Genomic DNA, 25,404 nt, shown 5'->3' on the forward strand with positions numbered 1-25,404 from the left:
CGGTTTGGGTTACATTTGGAAACCGATCCCTGAACCTCTCATGAACCGTTTCCGCTTTCTCCTGCCGGTGCTGCTGGTGGGTTTCCTGACCACCGCCTTCCGCCGGGACGGCACTACCGCCGAAGAAGCCCCGGACGAACACCGCTTCCGCAAAATCGACCTGACCGGCGACCTCCGCGACCTCGTCGGCCTCGACATCGCCCCGAACGGAGACGTCTATCTGATCGGCCACGGGGGCGAACTCTACTTGTACCGCCCGAAAACCAGAGAAACCCGGCGCATCGGGAAGCTGGACGTGCAATCCTCCGAAGCCATGCTTCAGGCCATCGGCCTCGACCCGAACTTTTCACAAAACCGGCATCTCTACCTCTATTATGCCCCCAAAAGCCGGAAGCAGGTCAACCTGCTGTCGCGGTTTACGCTGCGGGGCGACACGCTCGACCGGTCCACCGAAAAGCCGATGCTGGAAGTGCCCGACACCTGGGCCTGCTGCCATTCAGGCGGCAGCATGACCTTCGACCGGCACGGCAATCTGTACCTGACCACCGGCGACAATACCAATCCGTTCGGCACGAATTATTCGCCCTCCGACGACCGCGCCGGCCGCGAGATGTTCGACGCCCAGCGGTCGGCGGGCAACACCAACGACCTGCGGGGCAAAATCCTGCGCATCCATCCCGAACCCGACGGCAGCTACACGATCCCGAAAGGCAACCTGTTCGCCGAAGCCGCCGACGGCCTGACCCGCCCGGAAATCTACATCATGGGCTGCCGCAACCCGTTTCAGGTCACCGTCGACCGCGATACCGACCTGGTCTACTGGAGCGAAATCGGCCCCGACGCCAGCGACGACGACCCGCGCGGCCCCCGCGGCTACGACGAACTGAATCAGGCCCGGCAGGCCGGCAATCACGGCTGGCCGTTTTTCATCGGCCCCAACGAGCCGTATGCCCGGGTGGACTTCGACCGCGACTCGGTGCTGTTCCGGTATGACCCGCAGAACCCGGTCAACCTCTCGGCGAACAATACCGGCCGCCGGGACCTGCCCCCGGCCACCCCGGCTTTTCTGTGGTATCCCTACGACGTGTCGCCTGAATGGCCGGATTTGGGGGCCGGAGGCCGGACGCTGGTGGCAGGCCCGATCTATTATTTCGATCCGGCCAACCCCTCTCCCATCAAGTTTCCAGCCTGGTTCGACCGGAAATTGTTTTTGGGCGAGTGGATGCGCAACTGGCTGAAGGTAGTCTCGTTCGACGATCAGAAGAAACTGAAAACCATCGAATCGTTCATGCCGTCGACGACGTTCCGGAAGCCGATCAGCATGAAATTCGGGCCGGACGGGGCGCTGTATCTGCTGGAATTCGGGGCGCTTTGGGGCGGAAACCGGGATTCGCGGCTCGTCCGGATCGAATACATCCCGGGCAACCGTCCGCCCATCGCCCGGCTGGAAACCGGAACCGACGCCGGGGCCGCCCCGCTGCCGACCCGGTTTTCCGCCCGCAACTCTCTGGATTACGACAAGGGCGACCGGATTTCGTACCGCTGGACCGTCAACGGCAAACCCGTCGGCGCCAACACCGCCGAACTGGACTACACGTTTCAGAAACCGGGAAACTACCGCGTGAAGGTGGCCGTCGTCGACCAGGCCGGTGCCCGCTCCGAAGCCGCCACGAGCATAAGCGTGGGCAACGCACCCCCGAAAGTGTCTATCCAACTGGAACAGAAAGGCTTGCTTTACGGACCGGCGGTTTCGTATCAGGTGAAGGTAGAAGACGCGGAAGACGGTCCGGTGCGGCCGGAAGACGTTCAGGTACGGCTGACTTATCTCCCGACCCGAAAAACCCTCTCCTTCTCCGAAAAAGGCGAAGTGCTGTCGCCGTACCACCGCGGGGCAACCTGGATCGAGGAAAACGACTGCAAGGGCTGCCACGCCCTGAAGGAGAAGTCGGTCGGGCCGAGTTTTCAGGCCATCGCCGAGCGGTATCGACCCCGCAAGGCCGACCCGAACGTGGTGGAGCGGCTGGGTGATAAGATCATCCGGGGCGGGTCCGGCGAGTGGGGCCAGGTGAACATGAGCGCCCACCCGCAGCTGTCGGCCGAGGTAGCCAACGAGATGGTCCGCTACATCTTTTCGCTGACCGATCAGAAATCCGAAAAACCGCTGCCGCAGCAGGGGCAGTTCGATACCGAACCGAACGGGGCCGGCACCTACATCCTGACGGCCCGTTATACCGACAAAGGAAGCAGAACCGCCCGCCCGCTGACCCGGCAGTCGACGGTCGTGCTGCGGTCGCCGGTGCTGACGGCGCAGGATTTCGACGGAAATTATGAAGTACAGCGCCGGGACATCATCACGGACGTCCACAAGGCCGGCTACGTCATGGTGCGCAAAATCGACCTGACCGACATCAGCGCCGTGGCTTTTCAGCTGGCGACGGAAGTGAACGGCTCCCGCATCGAGGTCCGGCTCGACAGCCCCACCGGGGAGATCATCGGTGAGCTGGACGTGCCGGTCACCGGCCAACGCGACAACTGGGCCGAGCAGGTACTGCTCCTGCGCCCAACCACCGGCGAACACGACCTGTATTTCGTCTTCCGCAACCGGCTATATGTACTGAACCTGGTCAATATCAAGCAGGTACAGTTTCGAAAGGAGACACCGAAATGACGATGGACTTGGAGGTCGGCGTCAGACTGCCCTCGGCCACGCTGTCGATGGGGATCAGCACGTTCGTTTCGGGGAAATAAGCCGCGGCACAACCGCGCGGGATGTTGTAGGGAACGATGACGAACCGTTCGGCCGTCCGCACCTGCCCGTCATACCGGCTGTGCAGACTGACCACCTGCTGCGGCTGAAAACCGAGGGCCGCGATGTCGTCGGCGTTCATGAACACTACCCGGCGCTCGTTATGAACGCCCCGGTAGCGGTCTTCCCGCCCGTAGATGGTCGTGTTGAACTGGTCGTGGCTCCGGATGGTCATCAGCAGCAGTTCGCCCGGCTTCAGGGCGTGGGCCGTCGGGGTATTGACCGAAAAATGCGCCTTGCCGTCGGCGGTGGTGAACCGGCGTTCGCGGGGCCCGTTGGGCAGATAGAAACCTCCGGGTTGGCGAACCCGCTCGTTATACCGCTCGAAACCGGGAATGGTCTTCTCGATCAGGGCCCGGATCCGGTCGTAATCGGACGCCAGCGCATTCCAGTTCAATTTTTCGGGGCGGTTCCGGAAAACCGCTTCGGCCAGACCGGCCACGATGGCGGGTTCACTTTTCAGGTGGGCTGAAACCGGTTCGAGCCTCCCCCTCGACGGCTGCACGACACCGGTCGTGGCCTCGCAGCTGACGAACTGATCGCCGGACGCCTGGGTGTCGCGGTCGGAGCGGCCGAGGCAGGGCAGAATCAGCGCCGTCTCGCCGTGAATGAGGTGGCTCCGGTTCAGCTTGGTGGATACCTGAACGGTCAGGCGGCAGCGCTGAAGGGCTTCGGCGGTGTAGTTCGTATCCGACACGGCCATCAGGAAATTCCCGCCCATGCCGAAGAACACCTTCGCCCGGCCTTCGTGCATGGCCTTCACGGCTTCGACGGTGCTGAAACCCGGTTGGCGGGGAGGCTCGAAGCCGAACACCTCCCGGAGCCGGTCCAGAAATTCGGGTTTCGGGCGTTCCCAGATGCCCATGGTGCGGTCGCCCTGCACGTTGCTGTGGCCGCGGATCGGCCCGGCACCCCCGCCCTCGATGCCGATGCTGCCCTTCATCAGCAGCACGTTGATGACTTCGCGGATGGTCTGGACGGCATTGCGGTGCTGGGTCAGTCCCATTGCCCAGCAGATGATGATCTTCTTTTTATACTTCATCAGATCGACCGCCTGCCGGATCTGATCCACCGAAAGACCGCATTGTTCGGCCAGATCGGCGACCTCATACCGGTCCAGATCATCAATAAATGACTGATAACCAGTCGTATAATTTCGGATATAGTCCGGGTCCAGCACCCGTCCGGGGGCATTCCGTTCCTCCTCCAGCAGCAGTTTGGCGACGGCTTTCAGAAACGCCAGATCGGTATTGATCCGGACCTGGAGATACAGGTCGGTCAGTTTCTGCCCGCCCAGCAGCATATCGCGGGGGCTTTGCGGATACTTGAATGCCACCAGCCCCGTCTCGACCAGCGGGTTGACGGCGATGAGGGTCGCGCCGTTGCGTTTGGCCTGTTCGAGGGGCGTCAGCATCCGGGGCGCATTGGTGCCGGGGTTCTGCCCCATGATCATGATTACCTCGGCTTTCTCGAAATCCTCGTATTTGATGGACGCCTTGCCCAGCCCGATGGTTTCGGCCAGCGCCACACTGGTGGACTCGTGGCACATGTTCGAGCAGTCGGGCAGGTTGTTGGTACCGTACTGACGAACAAAGAGTTGATACAGGAAAGCCGCTTCGTTGCTGGTGCGGCCGGAGGTATAAAAAACCGCTTCGTCGGGCGACTCCAGCGCGTTGAGGTGGTCGGCGATGAGCTGAAAAGCCTCCTCCCAGCCGATGGGTTCATAGTGTGTCGCTCCTTTCCGGATCACCATCGGCTGCGTCAGCCGGCCCTGCTGCCCGAGCCAGAGATCGTCTTTTTTCAAAAGTTCCTCCACCGAATACCGCTGGAACAGAACCGGCGAGGCCGTATGGCGGGTCATGACCTCGTCGGCCACGGCTTTGGCGCCGTTTTCACAGTATTCGGCGACGGCCGAGCGATGATCGTCGGGGTCGGGCCAGGCGCAGGACGGGCAGTCGTACCCGTCTTTCTGATTCAGGTGAGCCAGGGCCTTCCAGCCCCGGATCAGGTCGGTATGGCCGAAAACGTGCCGGAACGACACCACAACGGCTTCCAGACCGGCCGCGGTTTCCTGCGGTTTCGTAATTTTCAGACCGGTTAGGGTATCAGGACCAATTTTCTTCATAGCGTTTGCCGACCTCCAAAAGCCGGTCGGGCATCGAATAGCAATTAAATCGATTATCACGAACGAAACCAAGCAGGGTCATTCCGGCCTCCGTCGCCATCTCCACCGCCAGACTCGACGGCGCGCCGACGGCCGCCAGCAAAGGGACACCCGCCGTCCAGCACTTCTGCACCAGTTCGAAACCGACCCGCCCGCTGACCAGCACGCCAAAGGAGGCCAGTGGCGTCCGACCCTGCCAGAAAGCGGCCCCGATCAGCTTGTCGAGCGCATTATGCCGCCCGATATCCTCCCGCACGAGTACGATCCGGCCTTCGCCGTCGAACAGGGCGGCCGCGTGCAGCCCGCCGGTATAGGCAAAGGCCCGCTGCGCCTGCCGGAGTTTTTCCGGTAAGCCGTGAATCCGTTCAGAATTAATGGAAAAGGCTGCGGAAAGCGGTTCCAGGCCGGAAGCCTGAACGGCTTCGATGGAGGTTTTGCCGCAGAGTCCGCAGCTCGACGAGGTGTACCCATTCCGTTCCAGCATCGTCCAGTCGACGGGGCGGTCGGGCTGAAGTTCCACCCGCAGGACGTTGCCTTTCTTGTCGGCATCGGAAACGCAATGCCGCACGGAAACCACCTGATCGGGCGTCCGGATGATCTGCTCATTGAAGAGATAGCCCAGGGCCAGTTCTTCGTCGTGGCCGGGCGTTCGCATGGTGACGGAAAGGCTCCGCTGCATCCGCTCCCCGACCGGCCCGTAGCCGAGCCGGATTTCGAGTGGTTCTTCCACGGCCAGCAGGTCGGGGCGGTCTTCAGGCTCCTGGTCCTGACTGAATTTCCGAACGGTGGTGGGGGCAAGGGAGGACATAAAAAAGCTTTTCTACCAAAACGCCCGGAATATCGGAATGTTTTGATAGAAAAGCCGGGGCAATTTCAGAGGTGTGGCTGGTTCAACAAAACCCGTCGGAGCCGGTTAATCCTTTGTCACCGAACTGGAGCCGGACAGGCGGGAGCGTAGTTCGGGCGTACCCCGATAACGAACGTTGCTGGCTCCGCTGGCGGTCACATCCAGACGTTTAGCCACCCGTACCCGGGCCGAGCTGGCACCCGACAGGTCGAGTTCGGCCTCGTCCACCGGAAATTCAAAGGCGTACAGGCTGCTGGCGCCCGACAGCTCACCCCGCAGGAGGCCGGTGCCTCCGCTGATGTCGAGGTCCGATGCACCGGAGAGATCGAAGTTCAGCCGGTCGGCGGCCACGTCCACGGTTGATTTGGAAGCGCCGGTGAGCGTAATGTCCAGTTCACGAAGTCCCTGGAAACCGTCGATCGTGGAGCGGGAGGCACCCGAAAACTCGACGCCCCGCAGGGTGGGCATGGTGATGTTGATGTAAAGATCATACCGACGCCGGGAGCGGTTTCTGCGGAACTGCGCGTGGAGGGTGCCATTGCTGGTGTAGATTTCCAGATCGTCGAGGTCGTTGCGGTTGCCGCGGGCTTCGACCCGGAAGGCGCTGCCCTGTTCCACTTTAATGTTGAAAGCGCTGCCGATATCGAGCCGGTCGAAATTGGTCAGGCCGTAGGTGCGGTCATCTTCCTCATAGGGACCGATCCGGTCGTAGTCGCAGGAGGTCAGTGTAACCAGAACAAGAATGAAAAATGCGGAGAGAATGGTTGAAATTTTCATGGTCGTCATAGCAATTGATGGTACCGTATTTGTCGTTGTTTGCTGCTAAGACACACGTTCCCCGCCTTCCCCCTACGGCCTGGTGAAAAAAGTTTGGGAATTTTTGAGTTGAGGAGTATGAGCGTTTGTCATCCCGAGGAACGAGGGATCTTATTCTTCGGCGCTCATGGTGACCGGTTATTCAGCCGCAAGGTCCCTCGTTCCTCGGGATGACAAAAATGGGTGGGATGACAAAGCAGCCTGGTCGGGACCGGGTTGCCGGCGCTCTGACAATCCCAACCCGCACCTGCCCAACTCCCCAATTCCTTAACCCCTAAACTTAACCCTCACTCCATCAGCCAGATGCGATCGGTTTCGGCGCCCTGTTCGGTCCATTCGACCAGCACGCGCTGGGATTCGAGGGTATTGACCCGTTTGCCGGTGTAGTCGGGTTTGATGGGAAGGTCGCGGTTATACCGACGATCGATCAGAACCAGCAGTTCGACGCAGCGGGGCCGGCCGAAAGCCGTCATGGCATCGAGGGCTGCCCGGACCATGCGGCCGGTCGAGATGACGTCGTCGATCAGAATCACCTTTTTATTTTCGATCAGGAAGGGAACATTCGTCGTATTGGGCCGCAGCGGGGATTCGCGCCGGCGGAAATCATCCCGGTAAAACGTGGCGTCGAGGTACCCGAGCGGAATATCTTTCTGGAGGGTGCGGGCCAGTTCGCGGGCCACCCGCTCGGCGAAGTAGATGCCCCGGGGCTGCATGCCCAGCACCACCGTGTCGGAAAAGTCCTGGTGTTTTTCGATCAATTCCTGGCACAACCGGCTGATCACGATCTCCAGCAGCGGACTGGCGAGGATGAGACGTTTCTGGTTCATGGGCTAAAAATACGGCTTCGACCTGCAGTTTGCCGAAAGCGGTTCGTTTTTTTCTTTAAACCTTTGTCGGAAATTTGCGTACCCATAAGGAATCCGTTCCGCAAACTGTTTTGCCAATTATGAAATTTCTGATCGCCGGACTCGGCAACATCGGGCCGGAATACATACTGACCCGCCACAACGCCGGTTTTATGGTGCTGGACCGCCTGGCCGCCCAATACGGCTTCGATTTTACGATGAGCCGTCTGGCCTACACCGCCGAGTGGCGGCATAAGGGAAAAATCATCCACCTGATCAAACCGACCACCTATATGAATCTCAGCGGCCGGGCGGTGCTGTATTACCTGAAACAGCACGATATTCCGGTCGAAAACCTGCTGGTGGTCACTGATGATAAAGACCTTCCGTTCGAAAAGATCCGGCTGCGGGCCAAAGGGTCACCCGGCGGTCATAACGGTTTGCGGAATATAGACGAGGTCCTCGGCACCCAGGAGTATGCCCGCTTGCGTTTCGGCATCGGCAGTAATTTTTCAAAAGGTCGTCAGGTTGATTTCGTACTGGGGAAGTTTCCGGATCAGGAATTTGAAAAACTTCCGGAAGTCCTTGATCGGGCGGGTGATGCGGTAATTAGTTTTTGTACTTCCGGCATTCAGCATACGATGAATTTTTTCAACCAATAATAGAACATTTTGAAGAACTTTCGATTTTGCCAGAATAAAATTTCATTTGGCAGAATTGTCCGTTTTATAGTATTTTGTTTCAATTTCATGCCGGTTCGGGGGTAATTGACGGTGGTAACATACTATTTATCAATACGCTACTGGACTTTCGCTGCCCTTCCTTCATAAAATTGGATTTGCACTCTTGAAATTTCTTCCGATATTTGCATTGTCCTTTGAACGCAGGGCAATTGAACAAAATCAGGAATTGAACTGTTATAATTACGAAACCTGATTGCAACGCGTTACTTCCGACCGGTTTCTGCGTCTTAAGTAATGTGAAGGTTCGGAAAGCACAGGACCGGATACTCAAAAGTTCTACCGGAGTTGAGCGCAGACGAAACGGAAATCAGGAACAGTTAGTTTTTCAAATAGAAAAGGTTAAGGGTTTAGGAATAGTCAGTATAAAGCCTCTCGCAATGATCGGGAGGCTTTATCTTTTTTACGCTTTGAGCAAAAAAGCCGGAACTGCTGTGGAGCGGTTCCGGCTTTTTGTTTTCGTTCGCTTCCGGCTCAGGAAACGGTTCCGCCGTTCCAGACGGCTTTGCCCGGTCCGATCAGCGACAGGCTGCCGTCGCGGTCTTCGGCCATCAGGATCATGCCCTGCGATTCCAGCCCCATCATCTTCCGGGGAGCCAGGTTGGCCAGAAACGTTACCTGTTTGCCGATGACCTCCTCGGGCGTGAAATGTTTGGCGATCCCGCTCAGAATCTGACGCCGGCCCGTGCCGTCGTCGACCTTCAGCTTCAGGAGTTTGTCACTTTTTGGAACCCGCTCGGCTTCGACAATGGTGCCGATCCGGATGTCCATTTTTGCAAAATCGTCGTATTGAATCTCCGGTTTGGCTTCCGGTACGGTTTTGACGGCCAGTTCGTTCATGCGTTTGGCTTCGTGTAACTTATTGATTTGCTGGCTGATCACCTGATCCTCCAGTTTTTCGAACAGCAGGGCGGCCTCGCCCAGTGGGTGTCCTTCGGGCAGCAGGTCCCCTTTGCCGGCGTTGATCCAGCCGGTATGCGTCACGTGCAGTTTTTCCAGGTTCAGCATGGTACGCAGCCGCCCGGCCGTGAAAGGCAGGAACGGTTCGCAGACGATGCTGAGGTTGGCCGTAATCTGGAGGGCGATGTTCAGGACCGTGTTGACCCGGAGCGGATCGGTCTTGATCACTTTCCAGGGCTCGGTTTCGGCCAGATACTTGTTCCCCAGCCGCGCCAGGTCGATCAGGTGGGTCAGCGCTTCCCGGAACCGGTACTGCTCGATGGCCTGCCCGATGCGGTCCGGGTACTGGGCCAACTCATCCAGCACCGCCTGATCGGTCTCCGTCAGGTCGTCCTTCACCGGCACCTTTCCGTCGCAGAATTTCTGCGTCAGCACCACCGCCCGGTTGACGAAGTTGCCGAAAATCCCGACCAGCTCGCTGTTGTTGCGGCCCTGAAAGTCCTTCCAGGTAAACTCGCTGTCTTTCGTCTCGGGGGCGTTGGCCGCCAGCACATAGCGCAGCACATCCTGCTTGCCCGGAAACTCTTCCAGGTACTCGTGCAGCCAGACGGCCCAGTTGCGGGAGGTGGAAATCTTGTCGCCCTCCAGGTTCATGAACTCGTTGGCCGGCACGTTGTCGGGCAGGATGTAACTGCCTTCGTGCATGAGCATGGCCGGGAAGATGATGCAGTGGAACACGATGTTGTCCTTCCCGATGAAGTGTACCAGTTTGGTGTCTTTGTCGCGCCAGTACAGTTCCCAGTCGCGGCCCTGCTGTTCGGCCCACTCCTTGGTCATGGAGATGTACCCGATGGGGGCGTCGAACCAGACATACAGCACCTTGCCTTCGGTGTCGGGCAGCGGCACCCTGATCCCCCAGTCGAGGTCGCGGGTCATGGCGCGGGGTTTCAGACCCTCCTTCAGCCAGGACTGACACTGGCCGGCCACGTTGGACTTCCATTCCGGATGGCTGTTGACGTATTCTTCAATGCGGGGCTGCATCCGGTCGAGGGGCAGATACCAGTTTTTGGTTTCCTTCAGCACCGGCTTCGAACCGGAGAGCATCGACCGCAGCGGCTCCTTCAGTTCCGTGGGACTCAGCGTCGAACCGCAGCGTTCGCACTGGTCGCCGTAGGCGTTTTCGTTGCCGCAAACCGGGCAGACGCCCACGATATACCGGTCGGCGAGGAACTGCTTCGCGGTTTCGTCGTAATACTGCTGGGTGACCTCCTCGGTGAAGTTCCCGCTGTTATACAGGTTCAGGAAGATTTCCTGCGAGGTCTGGTGGTGAATCGGTTTCGAGGTCCGGGAGTAGATATCGAACGAGATGCCGAATTCCTCGAACGCCTTTTTGATCTGCACGTAGTATTTATCCACGACCTGCCGGGGCGTAATTCCCTCCTTCTGGGCGCGGATGGTAATCGGTACGCCGTGTTCGTCGGTGCCGCTGACGAAGGCCACATCGCGGCCCGTCGCACGCAGGTAGCGCACATAGATGTCGGCGGGCAGGTAGCAGCCGGCAATGTGCCCGATGTGGATCGGGCCATTGGCATAAATCAGGGCCGCGGTGACGGTATACCGTTGCGGATTGTCTAATGGCATAATAGGAAGTTGTTGGCGACTTTTAAGTTTAACAAACGGAAGTTCCCGCTATCTTGCCGCTGCAAAAGTAAGCATAGCCCGCTTCCTTCACTATAGAATCCCATGCTTTCCGGGCTAAACGAACACAATATGGTCCTCATTACCGGCGCCAATGGCCTTATCGGCAGCCACCTGGTCCGGCGTTATCTGGAGGCCGGGCATCCCGTGGCTGCGCTCCGGCGGGCCGAAAGTGACCTGAGCCTCCTCGACGACGTCCGCGAACGCGTTACCTTTTATGAGGGCGACATTCTCGATATACCGTCGCTGGAAGACGCCGTCCGGGAGCTGCGCAGCCGGGGGCCGCTCGACCTGATTCACGCGGCCGCCATCATTTCCTATTCGCCGAAAGACCGTGACCGGATGGAAAAGGTCAATGTGGAAGGTACGGCCAACGTCGTGAACGTCTGTCTCGGCGAAGGCGTCCGGAAGCTCGGGTTCGTCAGTTCCATTGCCGCGCTGGGCCGTCCGGCGCGGAAGGGAATTAAAACCGATGGCCCGGTTGTTATCTCGGAAGAACAACGTTGGGAAGATTCGCCGAACAATTCGTTTTATGGTAAAACCAAGTACCGCGCCGAACTGGAAGTCTGGCGCGGCATGGCCGAAGGGCTGGATGCGGTGATCGTCAACCCGACGCTGGTGCTGGGTGAAGGCGACTGGAGCCGGAGCAGTACCCAGCTGTTCAAATATGCCTGGGACGAACGGCCGTTTTATCCGGCCGGGACCGCCGGGCTGGTCGACGTCCGGGATGTGGCCGACGCTCTCTATCTGCTGATGCAGAGTGAGCTGACGGCCGAACGCTTTCTGCTGAATGCCGCCACGATGCCTTATCAGGTATTTTTCAATAAAGTGGCGGACGCATTCGGCCGGAAACGCCCGTCGATCCGGGTGTCGCCGGGGTTGACGCGGCTGCTGTGGCCGCTGGAAGCCCTGCGGTCCCGGCTCACCGGAAAGCCCCCGCTGATCACGCGGGAAACCGCCCGGTCGGCGTCAAGTTCGTACCAGTATGAGGGTCGTAAAATTGAAAAAATGACGCCGTTCCGGTACCGTCCGATCGACGAAACCATCCAGCGGATCAGCGCTTTTTTCAGCCGTCGAAACGGTCGGTAGACCGGCTCGATCCGAAGGGCAAAAAGCCGGTTTTTCGCGGAAAAACCGGGCATTTCCGGTAGCTTCCTTTTTTTGCCGGAAAAGTTGCGAATCGGAATATTATTTGTATATTTCTACTGCATTTACAGGCCGACAACGGGCGTGTATTCTGCATTTCGGACACGTAACCCCTGTGACGAAGTGAATATGGAGCAAGAGTTTGAGGAAAGAGAAAGCGAAATAAAAGCGTCAATCCAGCGGTTTGAAAAAATGCTGGACGGCAAGGAAACCCAGTTCTTCGATCTGGATGTCTATGAACAGATGGTTGAACATTACATGGAAGAAGGCGATCTGGATAAAGCCATGAAAGCCTGCGATGCCGGACTTGAAAACTTCCCCTACTCTCTGGAATTAATGCTGGATAAGGCCCAGCTGCTGGCCAACAACGGCAAGTACGACCTGGCCCTGGAACTCCTCGATAAAGCAGCCCTCTACAATCCGAGCGATCCCGATATTCAGTACATGCAGGGGACCATCTGCAACCTGGCCGGGAATTACGAGCAATCGGTTTCGATTCTGGAGGATATGCTGGAAACGGCGGACGAAAAAGACGACATTTATTTTCAGATAGGACAGAGTTATCAAAACTGGGGGAAATACGATCAGGCGATCGAGAGCTATAAGAAATCCATTCATTGCAATATCAACAATGAAAACGCCCTGTATGAACTGGCCTTCTGCCTGGATCTGCTGGGCGAACTGGAAAACAGCCTGGGTTATTATCAGCAACTGATCGACCGCGACCCGTATTCGCACAACGCCTGGTATAACATCGGCATCGCCTACAGCAAGCTGAACCGCTACGCCGAGGCCGCCGAAGCCTACGATTACGCGACCATCATCAAGGAGGATTTTGCATCGGCCTATTTCAATCTGGGCAATACCTACATGAATCTGGGGCAGTTCATCAAGGCCGAGGAGGCTTACCGGAACACCCTGAAACACGAGGAAGCCACCCCGGAAACCTTCTGCTACCTGGGCACCAGCCTGGAAAAACAGGGCCGGTACGGTGAAGCCATCACCAAATACCGCGACGCCGTGCGGCTCGACAACCTCTGGGACGAAGGCTATTACGGCATCGGCGTCTGCCTGAGCGAACTGGGAAAATGGCACGAATCGATCCCGTTTCTGCGGAAAGCGCTGAAACTGAACGATAAGAACGCCGAATACTGGCTGGCCCTCGCCGAAACCGAATACAAGCTCGGCAACGGCGTATCCAGCGTCGAAGCGTTCGAAAAGGCGGTCGAACTCGATCCGACCAACGTGGACGTCTACCTCCAGTGGTCGCTGGTGATGTTCGACCAGGGTAACTTCACCCGGGCCAACGAGATCGTGCAGACGGGCATCGACGAGCTTCCCGAAGAAGCCGACCTGTATTACCGGGCCGCCGTCTATCTGATCCATGCGGGATATTACCGCGAGGCCCTGCTCAACCTGGAGACCGCCCTGACGCTCAATTACGACCGTCATATTCTCCTGTTCGACTTTTTCCCCGAACTGGAGAAACAAAAGGCCCTCTACAAAATCATCGAGCAATACCGTAAAACCTAAATCTGATAAGTACCGGGAAAGCCACTCTTAAAAAGGGTGGCTTTTTTTATGGGCATAGTTTTTGTGAGTATCTTGCCAACCGAAATATCTGTTCCGACGCTATGCGTAGAAGTCTCTTTTACTCCTTCATACTCAATCTCATTCTTGTTGGATTTACCGTTGCCCAGTCGTCCGCCGTCCGCAGCCGGCTGAAAAAAATCACCTACCCGGACGGCAGCATCCGGCAGTTTTACTACGATACCGAGGGAAAACTCATCAAGGAAGACCTGAGCCGGAAAAGCACCCCTTTCGGTCAGATCCGGCAGAGTTACGGCACCGGCGGCAGGCTGACGAGCTATTCCCTGCGCTACCTCCACCCGGAGGCTCCCTGGAACTACGGCTACGCCGAGACCTTCGTTTACGGCACCGACGGCCGTCTGGCCCGGAAGGAACGGTACGTGCTGCGGCAGGGAAGCTCTCCGGAAATACCGGCTAAAGCCTTGTTTTATACCGACTCCCTTCTCTATAACCCCGCCGGCCAGATCACCGGCCGCCGACGGTATTCCTACGGCGTCCGGAGCGGCCTCATCAGCGCGACGCCCGTCAGCATGACGACCAGCGAGTACCGGTACGACGGCCAGGGCAATCTGGCGGAAGAAACGTCCACGACGGTTGCGCTGCAAGCCGGTAACGCCAGCAATACCATCATTCGGAAGATCAGCTACGAATACGACGACAAGCCCAATCCCTACCGCATGGCCAATTACCCGGTTTTCGATCAGAACGGCTGGTCGAAGAACAACTGCGTCCGGATGACCACCACCAATGTTGAGGCCGGCACGACGGCAAAACCGCTGGTCAGCGCCTACCGCTACGTCTACGACAATAACCTGCCGGTCCGGAAGGTCGAAGCCGGAAACGAAACCATTTCGGAAGAATACGAATACGAAACCTACTGAAAGCCGGCCTTCGAACGGCTTTTATTCGGGGCTGTCCACTTTCAGTTCCTGCTCTTTCCGCTTTTTCAGATCGAAGGTGTGCGGAGGGAACATCATCAGCAGATCGTTCTGGTCGAAAGCCGTTTTAACGGCTTTGACGGCTTCGCTTAAGGCCCGCGCCGAGTCGGTCTTGGCCGGGTCGATCCAGAACCAGACCAGAAACTGGATCATGTCGAGCGTGAAGCCCTTGTAGTGCATCTCGACGGGTTTATCTTTCCGGATGAACGGCAGCGCCCTGACGGCACCGACGGCCGTTTTCTGCGCCTTGCCCAAATCGTCGATGTAGGAAACGCCACAATTCAGTTCAATCCGGCGCAGGCCGGTGCGGGAATAGTTGATGATGGGTTTCTGGAAGACGTCCTTACTGGGAATCTCAATGGTCTGGCCGGCAAAGTTATCGAGCACGATGGAACGCAGCTTTACCGTAAGTACCTGTCCGACGAAGCCGTTGGTTTCGACCAGATCGCCGACCTGGATCGGGCGCTGCAGGGCGATGATCGTTCCGGAGATGAAGTTGGCGGTCAGGTCCTGAAAGGCGAACCCGATGGCCAGCGCAATGACTCCGGCCCCGGCCAGCAGCGAAGCCACCGTCTTGTCCAGCCCCAGAATGCCCAGAGCGAAGAACAGCCCTACGGCCGTCACGAGGGTCTGTGAAACGGTTCCGGTCAGGTTGATCAGCGACATGTTGTCGCTGAACCGGTCGAAACCCCGGACGACCAGACGGCGAAAATAGCGGGCGATGAAACTGAATACCAGAAATACCACCAGCGCCAGTCCGATCCGGGGCAGGTAAATGATCCCGGCTTTGGACCAGCCCGCCAGTTGCTGGTAAATCAATCGAAGGCCCTCATTCAAATCCATCATAACTCCGCAAATCATATCATTTCCATAAAGAACGAGCGAGATGCGCGTGTGGTTTGAATCAGTCTCGCAGCGAGGCCAGCAACTGATCGGTCCGGATGCCGCGGGCACACTGAAAATGGCCGAGCGGGCAGGCTTTCCGGCCGTGCAGATTACAGGGTCGGCATTCGAGTATTTCTTCGATCTCGACCACGAAGGCGTCGTCGGCCAGCGGCCCGAATCCGAACTGCGGAACGGTCGAGCAGAAGACGGCCGTGGTCGGCGCATTGACCGACGAGGCCAGGTGCAGCGGAGCCGAATCGTTGACGAAATTCATCCGCGCCCCCGCCATCAGCGCGGCTGAAGCCAGCAGGGGCAGCCGGCCGGCCAGATTCACCACCTGCTCCCGACCGGCGGCCCGGCGGATGCGTTCGCAGGCGTCGACGTCGGAGGGCGCCCCCAGCAGATAAACGGTCAGGTCGCCCGGAACCTCCCGGATGAAATCAACCCACTTTTCTTCCGGATACTGCTTGGTGAACCAGACCGAGGTCGGCGCCAGACAGATATAAGGTCCGTTCTGATAGGTCCGGACCAGGTCCAGGTCGGCCGGCGAGGGGTAAAGTTTCGGCCGGAATACCTGCTGGTTGGTAAAGCCGCTGACGAGGGCCGTATTCCGGTCCACTTCGTGCACACCGGGTTCGATGCGGTGACGAACGGTCCGGGTGAAGGCCCGGGCGAACGGGTTTTTGTCGAAACCGATGGTTTCTCCGGCGCCGGAAAAAGCCGTCAGCAGGCCCGTCGCTCCAAACCGCTGCAGGTTGATGATCGTATCGTACCGACGCCGGCGGATCTCTTTCGACAGCCGGAGCAGGCCGGCATATTTTTCTTTCTTTTTGTCCCAGACCAGCACTTCATTCAGCAGCGGGTGGGTTTGAAGCAGGCCCTCATTGCCTTTCCGAAGAAGAAAATCGATCGTCGCGTCGGGAAAATGGTACCGTAGTTTCTCAATAAGGGACGTCGCCAGAATAACGTCGCCGATAAAAGCCGTCTGAATAATTAAAAACCGTTGCGGTTGTTTCATGCCTGGGTGCCGGTAGAGACAGGAAGGAAAAAGGAAGGGAATATTTTCTCCCTGCGAAGAAACCTTCCGGCTCTGCCTTGTGATGAAATTTTCTTCGATTAAATTTAGTTCTTAAAATGATATGCGCAACCGCCGGACCGGCGTAAAACCGTCTGCTCAGGCAGGCATTTTTGTCTATTGACCCTCTGCGAAGGGTAGGGTTCCTTACGAATGGAAGATTACGAAGTACATACCTTACCGAACGGCATCCGGATCGTTCACAAACAGATACCGCACACGCAGATTGCTCACTGCGGTATAATGCTCGACATCGGCAGCCGGGACGAGCAGCCCCACCAGCAGGGCCTGGCCCACTTCTGGGAGCATATGGCCTTTAAGGGCACGAAGAAAAGAAAATCCTTTCATATCATAAACCGGCTCGAAACCGTCGGGGGGGAACTGAACGCCTACACCACCAAGGAAAAGGTCTGTTTTCACGCGTCGGTGCTGGGGCTGCATTTCGAAAAAGCCACTGAACTGCTGGCCGACATTGCCTTTCACTCGGTTTTTCCGGAGAAACAGATCGAGAAGGAACGCAGCGTCATCCTGGAAGAAATGGCGATGTACTACGACTCGCCCGAAGACGCCCTTCAGGACGACTTCGACCAGGTGGTTTTCCGGAATCACCCGCTGGGCGGCAACATCCTCGGCACGCCCGAAACCGTCCGCTCCTTCACCCGGGAACAGCTTCAGCACTTCATCGGCGAGAATCTGGATACCGAACGGGTGGTATTTGCCTCCGTCAGCAACTGGCCGTTCAGCAAAGTGAAAAAAGTGGCGGAAAAGTACTTCAGCGACGTCCCGCGCCTGACCTCCGAACGAAAGCGACAGGCCCCGGATCACTACGAACCCCAGCGCGTTACGGTCGAACGGCCCATTACGCAGGCCCAGTATGCCGTCGGACGGCCCTCCTATGCCCTGCCGGACCCGCGCCGGCTGCCGTTCTTCATGCTGGTCAACCTGCTCGGCGGACCCGGCATGAACAGCCGTCTGAACATGAACCTGAGGGAAAAATATGGTCTGGTCTACTCCATCGAAGCCAGCTATACGCCCTTCCTGGATACCGGCTTCCTGGGCATCTATTTCGGCACCGACCAGAAGAACCTCGAACGGAGCGTTCAGCAGATTCATAAAGAACTGAAGGTGCTGCGCGAAAAACCGCTGACCGCCACCCAGCTCCACCATACCCGGGAGCAGCTGATGGGCCAGCTGGCCATGTCCGAGGAGAGCAACCAGAGCTTTATGCTGATGATGGCGAAGAGCATTCTGGACACCGGAAAAGTAGATTCCCTCCCCGAAATTTTTGCCGAAATCCGACAGGTCGATGCCGCCCAGCTTCAGGACCTGGCCAACGAGATGTTCGACGAGAACCAGCTGAGTCACCTCATCTTCCTGCCCGAACCGGAATAAGCCCGGCGCCGACCTGACTGCCGGATTATTTTTGACCGAATACGAGGATTTCAATAAAAATCTCTGTAAATCGGTGTATTCTGTGTCTGATCATATACCAAAACCGCTTACTATTTCGCTTTAAGTACAATTGCGAATCCTCTGTTACCCGGCATGGATTTTCTCCCACCCGAACTGCTTGCCTATGCTGAAGCCCACACTTCGGCCGAAAGCGATCTGCTACGACAACTGAATCGAAACACTCATGCCCGGGTGATGCGGCCCCGAATGCTGTCCGGGCACCTCCAGGGCCGCATCCTGTCGATGATCTCCCGCATGCTCCGGCCCCGCCGGATTCTGGAAATCGGTACGTATACGGGCTATTCGGCACTCTGTCTGGCCGAAGGACTGACGGACGACGGACGGCTCATCACGCTCGACAACAACGAAGAACTGGAAACCTTCGCCCGGTCGTACTGGGAGCAGTCGCCCCTCGGGCCGAAAATCGACCTCCGGCTGGGACAGGCCGCCGAAATCATCCCGACCCTCGACGAGACGTTCGACCTCGTCTTTATCGATGCCGACAAAGTCAGTTACGGACTGTATTATGACCTGGTTTTCGACAAGGTCCGGCCGGGTGGCATCATTTTAGCGGATAATGTGCTGTGGAGCGGTAAAGTCGTGCAGACGACGGACCGTAAACCCGACAAAGACACCCAGGTGGTGCTGGACTTCAACCGCAAGGTTCACGAAGACGCCCGCACCGAACACGTGTTGCTGCCGGTACGTGATGGATTGATGATGATTTACAAATGTTAAACACCCGTATGAAAAAGAGGTTTCAGACCCTGTTTCTTTTCGTTTTAACCAGCCTTGTTGTCCAGTTCGGTTTTGCTCAGACTCTCCCTGAGGTTCCTTCAACCATCCGCTTCGCCGACCTGAACGTCCGCATCGACAACGGGGCCCGTCGCATCATCCAGCAGGACATTGCTTCCCTGATTCAGTCCAACCGGAAATACTGGGAGGCCAAACTCGACCGCGTCGTCCTGTATTTCCCGCTCATCGAAACCATCCTGCAGGACGAGCAGGTCCCGACCGATTTCAAATACCTCGCCGTGCAGGAAAGCTCCCTGACACCCGACGCCGTCTCGTCCTCGACGGCCGTGGGCTACTGGCAGTTCAAGAAGGAAACCGCCACCGACCACGGCCTGCGGGTCGATGACGAGGTAGACGAGCGAAAAAGCATCGTAGCCGCCACGCGCGGAGCCGCCAAATACCTGAAACGCAACAACACCGTCTACAACAACTGGGTATCCTCGCTGTATTCCTATTACCTCGGCACCGGCGGTATCAGCAAACTCGTTCCGCCGGATTGGGTCAATGCCCAGGAAATCACCCTCACCGACCGCACCGACCGGTACATTCTCCGCTTCTTCGCCCACAAGATCGCGCTGGAGACCGCCCTGCCCGCCTACCGGACCGCCAACACCGTCGCCCTCGTCGAATATCCCCTCGGCAGCGGCAAAAGGGTGGCGCAGATCGCCGACGAACTGAAGGTGGACGAACTGGAAGTGCGGAAATACAACCGCTGGATTCTGGGTGATCAGATTCCTTCGGACAAGGATTACGTGCTGGCTGTTCCGGTGGCGCCCGATCAGGTGGCGACGCTGCGGCAGCGGTTCCGGACGGTCAGCCAGACCCGGCCGGCGGAAATCGCCCAGGCCGACGCGACCCGACGGAACGATACGGGCTATCCGATCCTGCGGAAAGTCAACTATACGCGCGGCAAACCGGATGTGGTGCTCTACGAAATCAACGGTCTGCCCGGTATTCAGGCGCTGAAGGGCGACAATGCCGCTACGCTGGCCCGCAAGGCCCGCATCAGTATGGCGAGCTTCCTGCGGTACAACGACATGAGCGACAACGACCCCGTCATGGAAGGGGAAGTGTATTACCTGGCGAAAAAGATGCGGAAAGCCGCCGTCGCGCGCCACAACGTCCGGGAAGGCGAAACCAACCGAAGCATTTCGCAGATGTACGGCCTGCGGCTGAAAAAGCTCCTGCGGTATAACCGTTTGGACCGAAACCAGCGGCTTCAGGTAGGCCGGGTGATGTGGCTTCGTGAAAAACGTCCGCGCAACCAGCCCGTCGAGATCATCCGGACCCCGGCCCCGTCACGGTCTTCGCAACCGACTATCGCTCAAAACGATACCGATGCCGGCGACACGCGGGTGGGTGCAACCGCCCCGACCGGCCGGCCGGCCGGTACCATCCCGAAAAACGCGTCCGAGCGCAAAATGTACAGTCCCAAGCTGGTGGAAACGACCCCTTCGTCGTCCGCCCCGGCTCCCGAAAAACCGGCTCCGGCCGACAGCCGGGTCGCGGCCGGAGCGCCCCCGGCCGGCCGGCCGGCCGAAGTTCCCGCCACGACGCAGCCTTCGGTCAGTTCGTCAACCGGCAGTAACACCCAGCGGGTGGTGATCGTGCGCCCGGAAGGCCAGCCGGCTCCCGATTATGCCGCCACGACGCCGGCCCCCGCGAAGCCTTCGCAACCGACCGTCGTACGACCGGAGGAAGTGAAACCGGCACCGGTTCAACAACCTCTCGAAGAGGAAACGGCCGATCCGGCTCCGACGACCACCACCAGGAGAACCGTCGTGGTAACCCCGGCCGAAAAACCGGCCGAACCGACCCGGACCACAGCTCCCCGCCCGGAAACGACCCGTCCGGCGCCGGCCAAAAGCACGGCCGACCGCTCGCTGATGCACAAGGTAGAGGCCGGTCAGACGTATTACAGCATTTCCCGGCTCTACAGTGTCACCGTAGACGAACTGCTGGCCTGGAACAACCTGAGCCAGAACGACAGGCTGTCCGTCGGGCAGTCGCTCCTGATCAGGGGGGCTGAAGCTGAGGTAGCCCGGAACACCGCCAAAACCGGCTCCGCCGGCAGCGGCACGGCCAGTTCGAGCGGGGCCCTCGTCGGGGAGGAGATTGTCTACCATACCGTTCAGAAGGGTGAAAACATATTCCGGATTTCGAAACAATACGGCGTCACCATAGAACAGATCCGCAACTGGAACCAGTTGAACGAGGATGGCGTTAAGGTAGGTCAGCAATTGAAAATCATCAAGAAATAAAGGCTGTTTAGGCGGCAGGAGGCTGAATTACCAATGATACTGATCGACAATACCTGCATCAGCGACGATGTAGCCGAAAAGTTTTTCGTCTGTAACCTGGAGAAGTGCAAGGGCGCCTGCTGCGTGGAGGGTGATCTGGGGGCACCGCTGGAAAAATCCGAACTGGCGGTGCTGGAGCAGGTATATCCGCAGGTGAAACCCTATCTGCTGCCCGCAGGCGTCGAAGCCATCGAACAACAGGGATTGTATGAATCCGACGGTGAAGGCGGCTATGTAACCACGACCATCGGCGGGCGTGAATGCGTTTTTGCGAACTACGACGAACGAGGCATTCTGAAATGCGGCATCGAACAGGCATACAACGACGGCAGGATTGACTTCAAGAAACCCATCTCCTGCCACCTTTATCCCATCCGAATCACCAAATACGAAAGTTTTCACGCCCTGAATTACGACCGCTGGCCCATCTGCAGCCCGGCCTGTAGCTTTGGTCAGGAACTGGGTGTCGAAGTATACAAATTCCTGAAAGAGCCCCTGATCCGGATGTACGGGAGCGAATGGTATGACCAGCTGGTGGAAGATATCGAGGGCAAACCCGTCGGGGGAACGCGGTAAACCGGCATGAGGCAGGGCGATTACTTCGAGGAGGTGTACGCCGTGGTCCGGCTGGTTCCGCCCGGCCGGGTGACCACCTACGGAGCGATTGCGCGCTACCTCGGTCTGCGGGCCGGCGCCCGGATGGTGGGCTGGGCGATGAATGCCGCCCACGGCCGGGACGTGCCGGCCCACCGTGTGGTCAACCGGGTCGGAGTGCTGTCCGGAAAGCTGTTCTTTGGAAGCCCGACGGCGATGCAGGAATTGCTTGAAGCCGAAGGGGTGAGGGTGGAAGATGATCGCGTCGAATCGTTCAAAACGTTGTTCTGGGACCCGTCGACGGAGTTATTCTAAATAAAAACCGCTACGCCAGTTTGGACCAGCGAACGCTCGGCACCTCCAGAAAGCAGGTCTGCATACTGATCACGAGGTGATTGTAATCGTCCATCAGATTGGGCTTCTGCAGGTATCCGTTCGCCCCTTTACTGTACGCTTTCTGCACCAGGTCCTCCTCGATGGAAGTCGATAACATGACGGTGGGAATATGCCTTAAAAGCGGATTGCTTTTGATGACCTGAAGCACTTCAATCCCGCTGATCCGGTGCATATTGACGTCCAGAATGATCAATCCGCATTTCGCTACTTTTTCTTCGACATCTTCTCCCTTCGTCAGAAAGTTGAGCAGTTCCTCGCCGTCTTCGAACTGCATCACCTGGTGTTTGGCACCGACGTTCTGAAAGGCCCGGAGAATGAAATGCCGGTCGTCCTCATCGTCGTCCACGATAATGACGGAGATTTTTCGTTGCACCGAAGGAAGATTAAGTTGCCGGTCGGATTGTGGCATGAATTGTTCTGTCAGTTCAAGTTACGTCCAAAATATCGGTCATCGCACAGGTGAAAGCTTCATTTGCATCCCACGAAAAACTTCCCCGGCTACGAAGCTTCTGAAACTTACTGCCTGATTTTACCGGAAAACCAACTACTAACTAAATAGTAAAATTTGATTGGCTAACGCAATGACAAGCCCTGAGAATTTCAATTAATAAATGTAATTATAAAATCAGTAACTACAAATTCCTGAGGTAAGATTGCCCCCCCAAAAGCCGCATCTGGCGGGCAATCTGGCGGGTTCTCCGCTGAATATAGGGGGAGGGCTTTTTAATGGAAAACAGCCGCGGATTGGGCAGCACGGCGGCAATGCGGGCGGCCTCCTGCCGCGACAGGGTTTTGGCCGAATGGCCATAATACCGCCGGGATGCGGCTTCGAAACCGAACGTTAGCGGGCCGGTTTCCGCCACGTTCAGATACACCTCCAGAATCCGCTCCTTCCCCCAGATCAGTTCGATCAGAAAAGTGAAATAGGCTTCCAGCCCTTTCCGGAGGTAACTCCGCCCGGTCCAGAGAAAAACGTTCTTGGCAACCTGCTGCGAGATGGTGCTGGCGCCCCGGGGGCGTTTGCGGACCCGGTTCTCCTTGATGGCGTCCTGAATTTCGTCGAAATCGAACCCCCAGTGTACGGGGAACGCCTGATCCTCGGAGGCCACTACCGCCAGCGCGGCTTCTTTCGAAAGATCTTCGTAGGAAGTCCAGTCCTTGTAAATCCGTGTGCTTTGTTCGCTGCCCATCGCTTCGATCTTCCGGGAAATCATCAGGGGCGTAAACGACACCGGAAGGTATTTCAACAGAACCACCCAGCCGAAAGAGGTCAGAAACAGAAGCAGAAACACCTTAAAAATCAGCCACAGCGCCCGTTGCAGCCAGGGCTGCCGGCGGAGATAGGACCCGGAGCGGGAAGAACGACCCGAACGGGCGGAAACCGAATGTGATGTAGGCGAACGCAAGCGATTGACCGGACGAGGAGTATTCATTAAACGCAAAAATAGCCAAGACTAATTAGTAACAAGGCATCCGGTTTGCGTTAAAAGATTATTTATCCGACGGCCTGCGGGTTCAGTCGTCCGTCATCACGAAGAGATCGGCGGCCACCCGGTCGGCGAAAAGCTTGCCGGCTTCGGTCAGCCGCAGGGTTCGGTCATCGAGGGCGAGCCAGCCCTGGCCGTACAGCCGGTTCAGTTCCTTTCGGCGGAGCGCCTGAAAATCGGTTCCTGCCAGCAGGGTCAGTTCGGTCAGGTCGCAGCCCCATTTCGTGCGCAGGCTCGTGAGCAGGTAATCGTTCACCTGGTCGGCCCGCGACAGTTCCTCCACCGTCGCCGGGATTTCCCCTTTCTGAAGGCTGCGAATGTAACGGGCGTTGTTGGCGATGTTGTACTGGCGGCTCAGGCCGTTGAACGAGTGGGCGCTGGGGCCGATGCCGAGGTAGGGCCGGCGTTTCCAGTAGCTGCTGTTGTGCCGGGCTTCCATCCCCGGCCGGGCAAAGTTGGAAATCTCATACTGCTCATAGCCGGCCGCCGTCAGCGCTTCAACGAGCAGGTTGAACTCCTCGGCCCCAAATGCATCGTCCGGTGCATTCAGCCGCCCTTTGGACAGCCAGTTGCCAAACACCGTCCCCGGTTCGATGGTCAGGCAATAAGAAGAAATATGCGGCACGTCGAGGGCGATGGCCTTGTCCAGATCGGTTTTCCAGATGTCGTGGCCCCCGGCCGGAACGCCGTAGATCAGGTCGATGGTGAGGTTGTCGAAACCGGCCTCCCGTGCCCGCTGCACGCAGGATTCGGCTTCGGCGGCCGTATGGGCGCGGTTCATCAGCCGCAGGTGCGGCTCGTGAAACGACTGGATACCGATGCTCAGGCGGTTGGCGTACTTCCGAAACCGTCCCATCGGGTCCGGCCCGGACGCGCTCCGAACCAGATCATCCGGGTTGGCTTCCAGCGTAATTTCCGCATCGACGGCCACGGTAAAATGCCGGTGAATGGTTTCGAAGATCTGCGCCAGTTCGGCTTCCGTCAGCAGAGAGGGCGTGCCGCCACCGAAGTAGATGGTTTCCAGTCGGTTGGTCGGCAGATAATCCTTCCGGAGTCCGATCTCCCGGCAGAGGGCCTCGACCAGCGCGGTTTTGGGTTTCAGGTCGGTACTGAAATGAAAATCACAGTAGTGGCAGGCCTGCCGGCAAAACGGTATGTGGAGATACAGGTGCATTACCGGAATTACAATTCCCGGGGGCACAAAGTTTCAAAGCCGCTTTTCCAGAACGATGGTCGTGTGGGCGCCGGAGGTAGTAATCGTGCCGACGACGTCGAAACCGTGACGGATGTTCAGCACCAGCATATCGCGCCACTGGTTGCGGGTGTGGGTCCGGATGGTATGAAAGCCGTTTTCCCGGCAGTAGTCGTGCTGAAGCTGCATGAGCCGGCCGCCGATGCCGAGCCGCCGAAAGTCGGGGGAGACGCAGCCCAGCCAGCTGTAGAAGTGGCCTTTTTTTCGCTGGTAACCCATTTTATAGCCCGCTACCGTGTCCCCGGAAAGCGCCAGGATGGTCAGAAGATTTCGGGAAAGATTACTCTGGTACTCTTCGAGCAGGTGGTCCCGGGCCGGGCCCTGAAAAATCTGAAGATGGAGGGAAAGCAAACCGTCCAGAAGCGGCCCGGACGGCAAACCGGCAAAAATTTCATAGCGGATGTCCATACCGCAAAATTGAAATAAATTTAGCCCGGCTTTGAAGCGAGCGGCAGAAAATCAGTGAAGACAGAGGACAACCGTCTTAATTATCAGGACATTTTTTACAGTGCTTGCCTTTTTTCTTCCATTTTTTGCAGCACTTTTTCAGGACGCAGCAAGACTCTCCAAGAAAGGGATTTGTGCCCGGTTCCCGGGTATTTTCCGCAAAAGGAGAAGATAAAGTCAGATTTTCGACGAACTCGTTCATGGCGCTTTCAACATTGCCCTGCAAATGTA

The 25,404-nt window shown here is 57.8% G+C and carries 21 protein-coding genes; 10 read left to right on the forward strand and 11 right to left on the reverse strand.

Translation table 11 applies throughout. The features are described from left to right. The first annotated feature begins 40 nt into the window (after positions 1 to 40). Complete coding sequence (locus tag DX909_RS14605) at positions 41 to 2,668, forward strand: PQQ-dependent sugar dehydrogenase (protein ID WP_164851286.1); 2,628 nt, start codon at positions 41 to 43, stop codon at positions 2,666 to 2,668. Here DX909_RS14605 and DX909_RS14610 read toward each other — a convergent pair. The 4 genes from DX909_RS14610 to pyrR form a co-directional block, all read right to left on the reverse strand. Next, on the reverse strand, positions 2,631 to 4,931 hold the full coding sequence (locus DX909_RS14610) for an FdhF/YdeP family oxidoreductase (protein ID WP_128545922.1): 2,301 nt from the start codon (positions 4,929 to 4,931) through the stop codon (positions 2,631 to 2,633). The genes DX909_RS14605 and DX909_RS14610 overlap by 38 nt on opposite strands. Beyond that, on the reverse strand, positions 4,912 to 5,778 hold the full coding sequence (gene fdhD / locus DX909_RS14615) for a formate dehydrogenase accessory sulfurtransferase FdhD (RefSeq protein ID WP_128545923.1): 867 nt from the start codon (positions 5,776 to 5,778) through the stop codon (positions 4,912 to 4,914). The genes DX909_RS14610 and fdhD overlap by 20 nt, the downstream gene beginning before the upstream one ends. Before the next feature lie 105 nt (positions 5,779 to 5,883). Continuing rightward, a complete protein-coding gene (locus DX909_RS14620) occupies positions 5,884 to 6,594 on the reverse strand; it encodes a head GIN domain-containing protein (protein ID WP_128545924.1) in 711 nt (236 codons plus the stop codon). Between the two features lie 326 nt (positions 6,595 to 6,920). Next, on the reverse strand, positions 6,921 to 7,460 hold the full coding sequence (gene pyrR / locus DX909_RS14625; RefSeq protein WP_128545925.1) for a bifunctional pyr operon transcriptional regulator/uracil phosphoribosyltransferase PyrR: 540 nt from the start codon (positions 7,458 to 7,460) through the stop codon (positions 6,921 to 6,923). A gap of 119 nt (positions 7,461 to 7,579) precedes the next feature. On the opposite strand from pyrR, the gene pth reads away from it, so the two are divergent. After that, entirely contained in the window at positions 7,580 to 8,140 is a 561-nt protein-coding gene (pth, locus tag DX909_RS14630; RefSeq protein WP_128545926.1) for an aminoacyl-tRNA hydrolase, read from the forward strand. 552 nt (positions 8,141 to 8,692) lie between these two features. Here the strand turns inward: pth and metG are convergent. Beyond that, the gene (gene metG / locus DX909_RS14635) at positions 8,693 to 10,759 is read right to left on the reverse strand and encodes a methionine--tRNA ligase (protein ID WP_128545927.1); all 2,067 of its coding nucleotides are present in this window, start codon (positions 10,757 to 10,759) and stop codon (positions 8,693 to 8,695) included. Positions 10,760 to 10,861: 102 nt separating this feature from the next. Here metG and DX909_RS14640 point away from each other — a divergent pair, with 102 nt between their 5' ends. From DX909_RS14640 to DX909_RS14650, 3 genes are all read left to right on the forward strand, one after another. Then, positions 10,862 to 11,905, forward strand: a complete 1,044-nt coding sequence (locus DX909_RS14640; RefSeq protein ID WP_128545928.1) for an SDR family NAD(P)-dependent oxidoreductase — start codon at positions 10,862 to 10,864, stop codon at positions 11,903 to 11,905. Between the two features lie 186 nt (positions 11,906 to 12,091). After that, positions 12,092 to 13,495 (forward strand): tetratricopeptide repeat protein, encoded by a 1,404-nt coding sequence (locus DX909_RS14645; RefSeq protein WP_128545929.1) that lies wholly within the window; start codon positions 12,092 to 12,094, stop codon positions 13,493 to 13,495. Positions 13,496 to 13,596: 101 nt separating this feature from the next. Continuing rightward, positions 13,597 to 14,433 carry a hypothetical protein gene (locus DX909_RS14650; protein ID WP_128545930.1) on the forward strand — a complete coding sequence of 279 codons (837 nt, stop codon included), beginning with the start codon at positions 13,597 to 13,599 and terminating at the stop codon, positions 14,431 to 14,433. Between the two features lie 21 nt (positions 14,434 to 14,454). On the opposite strand, the gene DX909_RS14655 is transcribed toward DX909_RS14650, so the two are convergent. Beyond that, entirely contained in the window at positions 14,455 to 15,336 is an 882-nt protein-coding gene (locus tag DX909_RS14655) for a mechanosensitive ion channel family protein (RefSeq protein WP_128545931.1), read from the reverse strand. 58 nt (positions 15,337 to 15,394) lie between these two features. Continuing rightward, positions 15,395 to 16,393: a glycosyltransferase family 9 protein gene (locus DX909_RS14660; RefSeq protein WP_128545932.1), complete on the reverse strand. Its 999-nt coding sequence runs from the start codon at positions 16,391 to 16,393 to the stop codon at positions 15,395 to 15,397. A gap of 210 nt (positions 16,394 to 16,603) precedes the next feature. Between DX909_RS14660 and DX909_RS14665 the strand changes: the two genes are divergently transcribed. The 5 genes from DX909_RS14665 to DX909_RS14685 all read left to right on the forward strand — a co-directional run bounded on the left by DX909_RS14665 (position 16,604) and on the right by DX909_RS14685 (position 21,906). Then, positions 16,604 to 17,842, forward strand: coding sequence for a M16 family metallopeptidase (locus DX909_RS14665; RefSeq protein WP_128545933.1), 1,239 nt, complete (start codon positions 16,604 to 16,606; stop codon positions 17,840 to 17,842). 153 nt (positions 17,843 to 17,995) lie between these two features. Beyond that, entirely contained in the window at positions 17,996 to 18,640 is a 645-nt protein-coding gene (locus DX909_RS14670; RefSeq protein WP_128545934.1) for an O-methyltransferase, read from the forward strand. Positions 18,641 to 18,648: 8 nt separating this feature from the next. Beyond that, positions 18,649 to 20,958, forward strand: coding sequence for a LysM peptidoglycan-binding domain-containing protein (locus tag DX909_RS14675; RefSeq protein WP_128545935.1), 2,310 nt, complete (start codon positions 18,649 to 18,651; stop codon positions 20,956 to 20,958). 33 nt (positions 20,959 to 20,991) lie between these two features. Further along, positions 20,992 to 21,573, forward strand: a complete 582-nt coding sequence (locus tag DX909_RS14680) for a DUF3109 family protein (RefSeq protein WP_128545936.1) — start codon at positions 20,992 to 20,994, stop codon at positions 21,571 to 21,573. A gap of 6 nt (positions 21,574 to 21,579) precedes the next feature. Next, positions 21,580 to 21,906: an MGMT family protein gene (locus DX909_RS14685; RefSeq protein ID WP_128545937.1), complete on the forward strand. Its 327-nt coding sequence runs from the start codon at positions 21,580 to 21,582 to the stop codon at positions 21,904 to 21,906. Between the two features lie 10 nt (positions 21,907 to 21,916). On the opposite strand, the gene DX909_RS14690 is transcribed toward DX909_RS14685, so the two are convergent. The 4 genes from DX909_RS14690 to DX909_RS14705 form a co-directional block, all read right to left on the reverse strand. Then, positions 21,917 to 22,360 (reverse strand): response regulator, encoded by a 444-nt coding sequence (locus DX909_RS14690; RefSeq protein ID WP_164851287.1) that lies wholly within the window; start codon positions 22,358 to 22,360, stop codon positions 21,917 to 21,919. 259 nt (positions 22,361 to 22,619) lie between these two features. Then, a complete protein-coding gene (gene mtgA / locus DX909_RS14695; protein WP_374755863.1) occupies positions 22,620 to 23,393 on the reverse strand; it encodes a monofunctional biosynthetic peptidoglycan transglycosylase in 774 nt (257 codons plus the stop codon). 109 nt (positions 23,394 to 23,502) lie between these two features. Continuing rightward, positions 23,503 to 24,648: a radical SAM family heme chaperone HemW gene (gene hemW, locus DX909_RS14700; protein WP_128545940.1), complete on the reverse strand. Its 1,146-nt coding sequence runs from the start codon at positions 24,646 to 24,648 to the stop codon at positions 23,503 to 23,505. 33 nt (positions 24,649 to 24,681) lie between these two features. After that, the gene (locus tag DX909_RS14705) at positions 24,682 to 25,134 is read right to left on the reverse strand and encodes a GNAT family N-acetyltransferase (RefSeq protein ID WP_128545941.1); all 453 of its coding nucleotides are present in this window, start codon (positions 25,132 to 25,134) and stop codon (positions 24,682 to 24,684) included. Between the last annotated feature and the right edge of the window lie 270 nt (positions 25,135 to 25,404).

Source organism: Larkinella soli, assembly GCF_003703975.1.
Classification (GTDB): Bacteria; Bacteroidota; Bacteroidia; order Cytophagales; family Spirosomataceae; genus Larkinella; species Larkinella soli.

Bases quoted from the DNA above. Each gene is read 5' to 3' on its own strand.
- DX909_RS14670 (WP_128545934.1), top strand. From the start codon at position 17,996: ATGGATTTTCTCCCACCCGAACTGCTTGCCTATGCTGAAGCCCACACT.
- fdhD (WP_128545923.1), bottom strand. From the start codon at position 5,778: ATGTCCTCCCTTGCCCCCACCACCGTTCGGAAATTCAGTCAGGACCAG.
- DX909_RS14660 (WP_128545932.1), bottom strand. From the start codon at position 16,393: ATGAAACAACCGCAACGGTTTTTAATTATTCAGACGGCTTTTATCGGC.
- pth (WP_128545926.1), top strand. From the start codon at position 7,580: ATGAAATTTCTGATCGCCGGACTCGGCAACATCGGGCCGGAATACATA.
- DX909_RS14640 (WP_128545928.1), top strand. From the start codon at position 10,862: ATGCTTTCCGGGCTAAACGAACACAATATGGTCCTCATTACCGGCGCC.
- hemW (WP_128545940.1), bottom strand. From the start codon at position 24,648: ATGCACCTGTATCTCCACATACCGTTTTGCCGGCAGGCCTGCCACTAC.
- metG (WP_128545927.1), bottom strand. From the start codon at position 10,759: ATGCCATTAGACAATCCGCAACGGTATACCGTCACCGCGGCCCTGATT.
- DX909_RS14655 (WP_128545931.1), bottom strand. From the start codon at position 15,336: ATGATGGATTTGAATGAGGGCCTTCGATTGATTTACCAGCAACTGGCG.
- DX909_RS14620 (WP_128545924.1), bottom strand. From the start codon at position 6,594: ATGAAAATTTCAACCATTCTCTCCGCATTTTTCATTCTTGTTCTGGTT.
- DX909_RS14675 (WP_128545935.1), top strand. From the start codon at position 18,649: ATGAAAAAGAGGTTTCAGACCCTGTTTCTTTTCGTTTTAACCAGCCTT.
- pyrR (WP_128545925.1), bottom strand. From the start codon at position 7,460: ATGAACCAGAAACGTCTCATCCTCGCCAGTCCGCTGCTGGAGATCGTG.
- DX909_RS14680 (WP_128545936.1), top strand. From the start codon at position 20,992: ATGATACTGATCGACAATACCTGCATCAGCGACGATGTAGCCGAAAAG.
- DX909_RS14705 (WP_128545941.1), bottom strand. From the start codon at position 25,134: ATGGACATCCGCTATGAAATTTTTGCCGGTTTGCCGTCCGGGCCGCTT.
- DX909_RS14685 (WP_128545937.1), top strand. From the start codon at position 21,580: ATGAGGCAGGGCGATTACTTCGAGGAGGTGTACGCCGTGGTCCGGCTG.
- DX909_RS14645 (WP_128545929.1), top strand. From the start codon at position 12,092: ATGGAGCAAGAGTTTGAGGAAAGAGAAAGCGAAATAAAAGCGTCAATC.
- DX909_RS14605 (WP_164851286.1), top strand. From the start codon at position 41: ATGAACCGTTTCCGCTTTCTCCTGCCGGTGCTGCTGGTGGGTTTCCTG.
- DX909_RS14610 (WP_128545922.1), bottom strand. From the start codon at position 4,931: ATGAAGAAAATTGGTCCTGATACCCTAACCGGTCTGAAAATTACGAAA.
- DX909_RS14665 (WP_128545933.1), top strand. From the start codon at position 16,604: ATGGAAGATTACGAAGTACATACCTTACCGAACGGCATCCGGATCGTT.
- DX909_RS14650 (WP_128545930.1), top strand. From the start codon at position 13,597: ATGCGTAGAAGTCTCTTTTACTCCTTCATACTCAATCTCATTCTTGTT.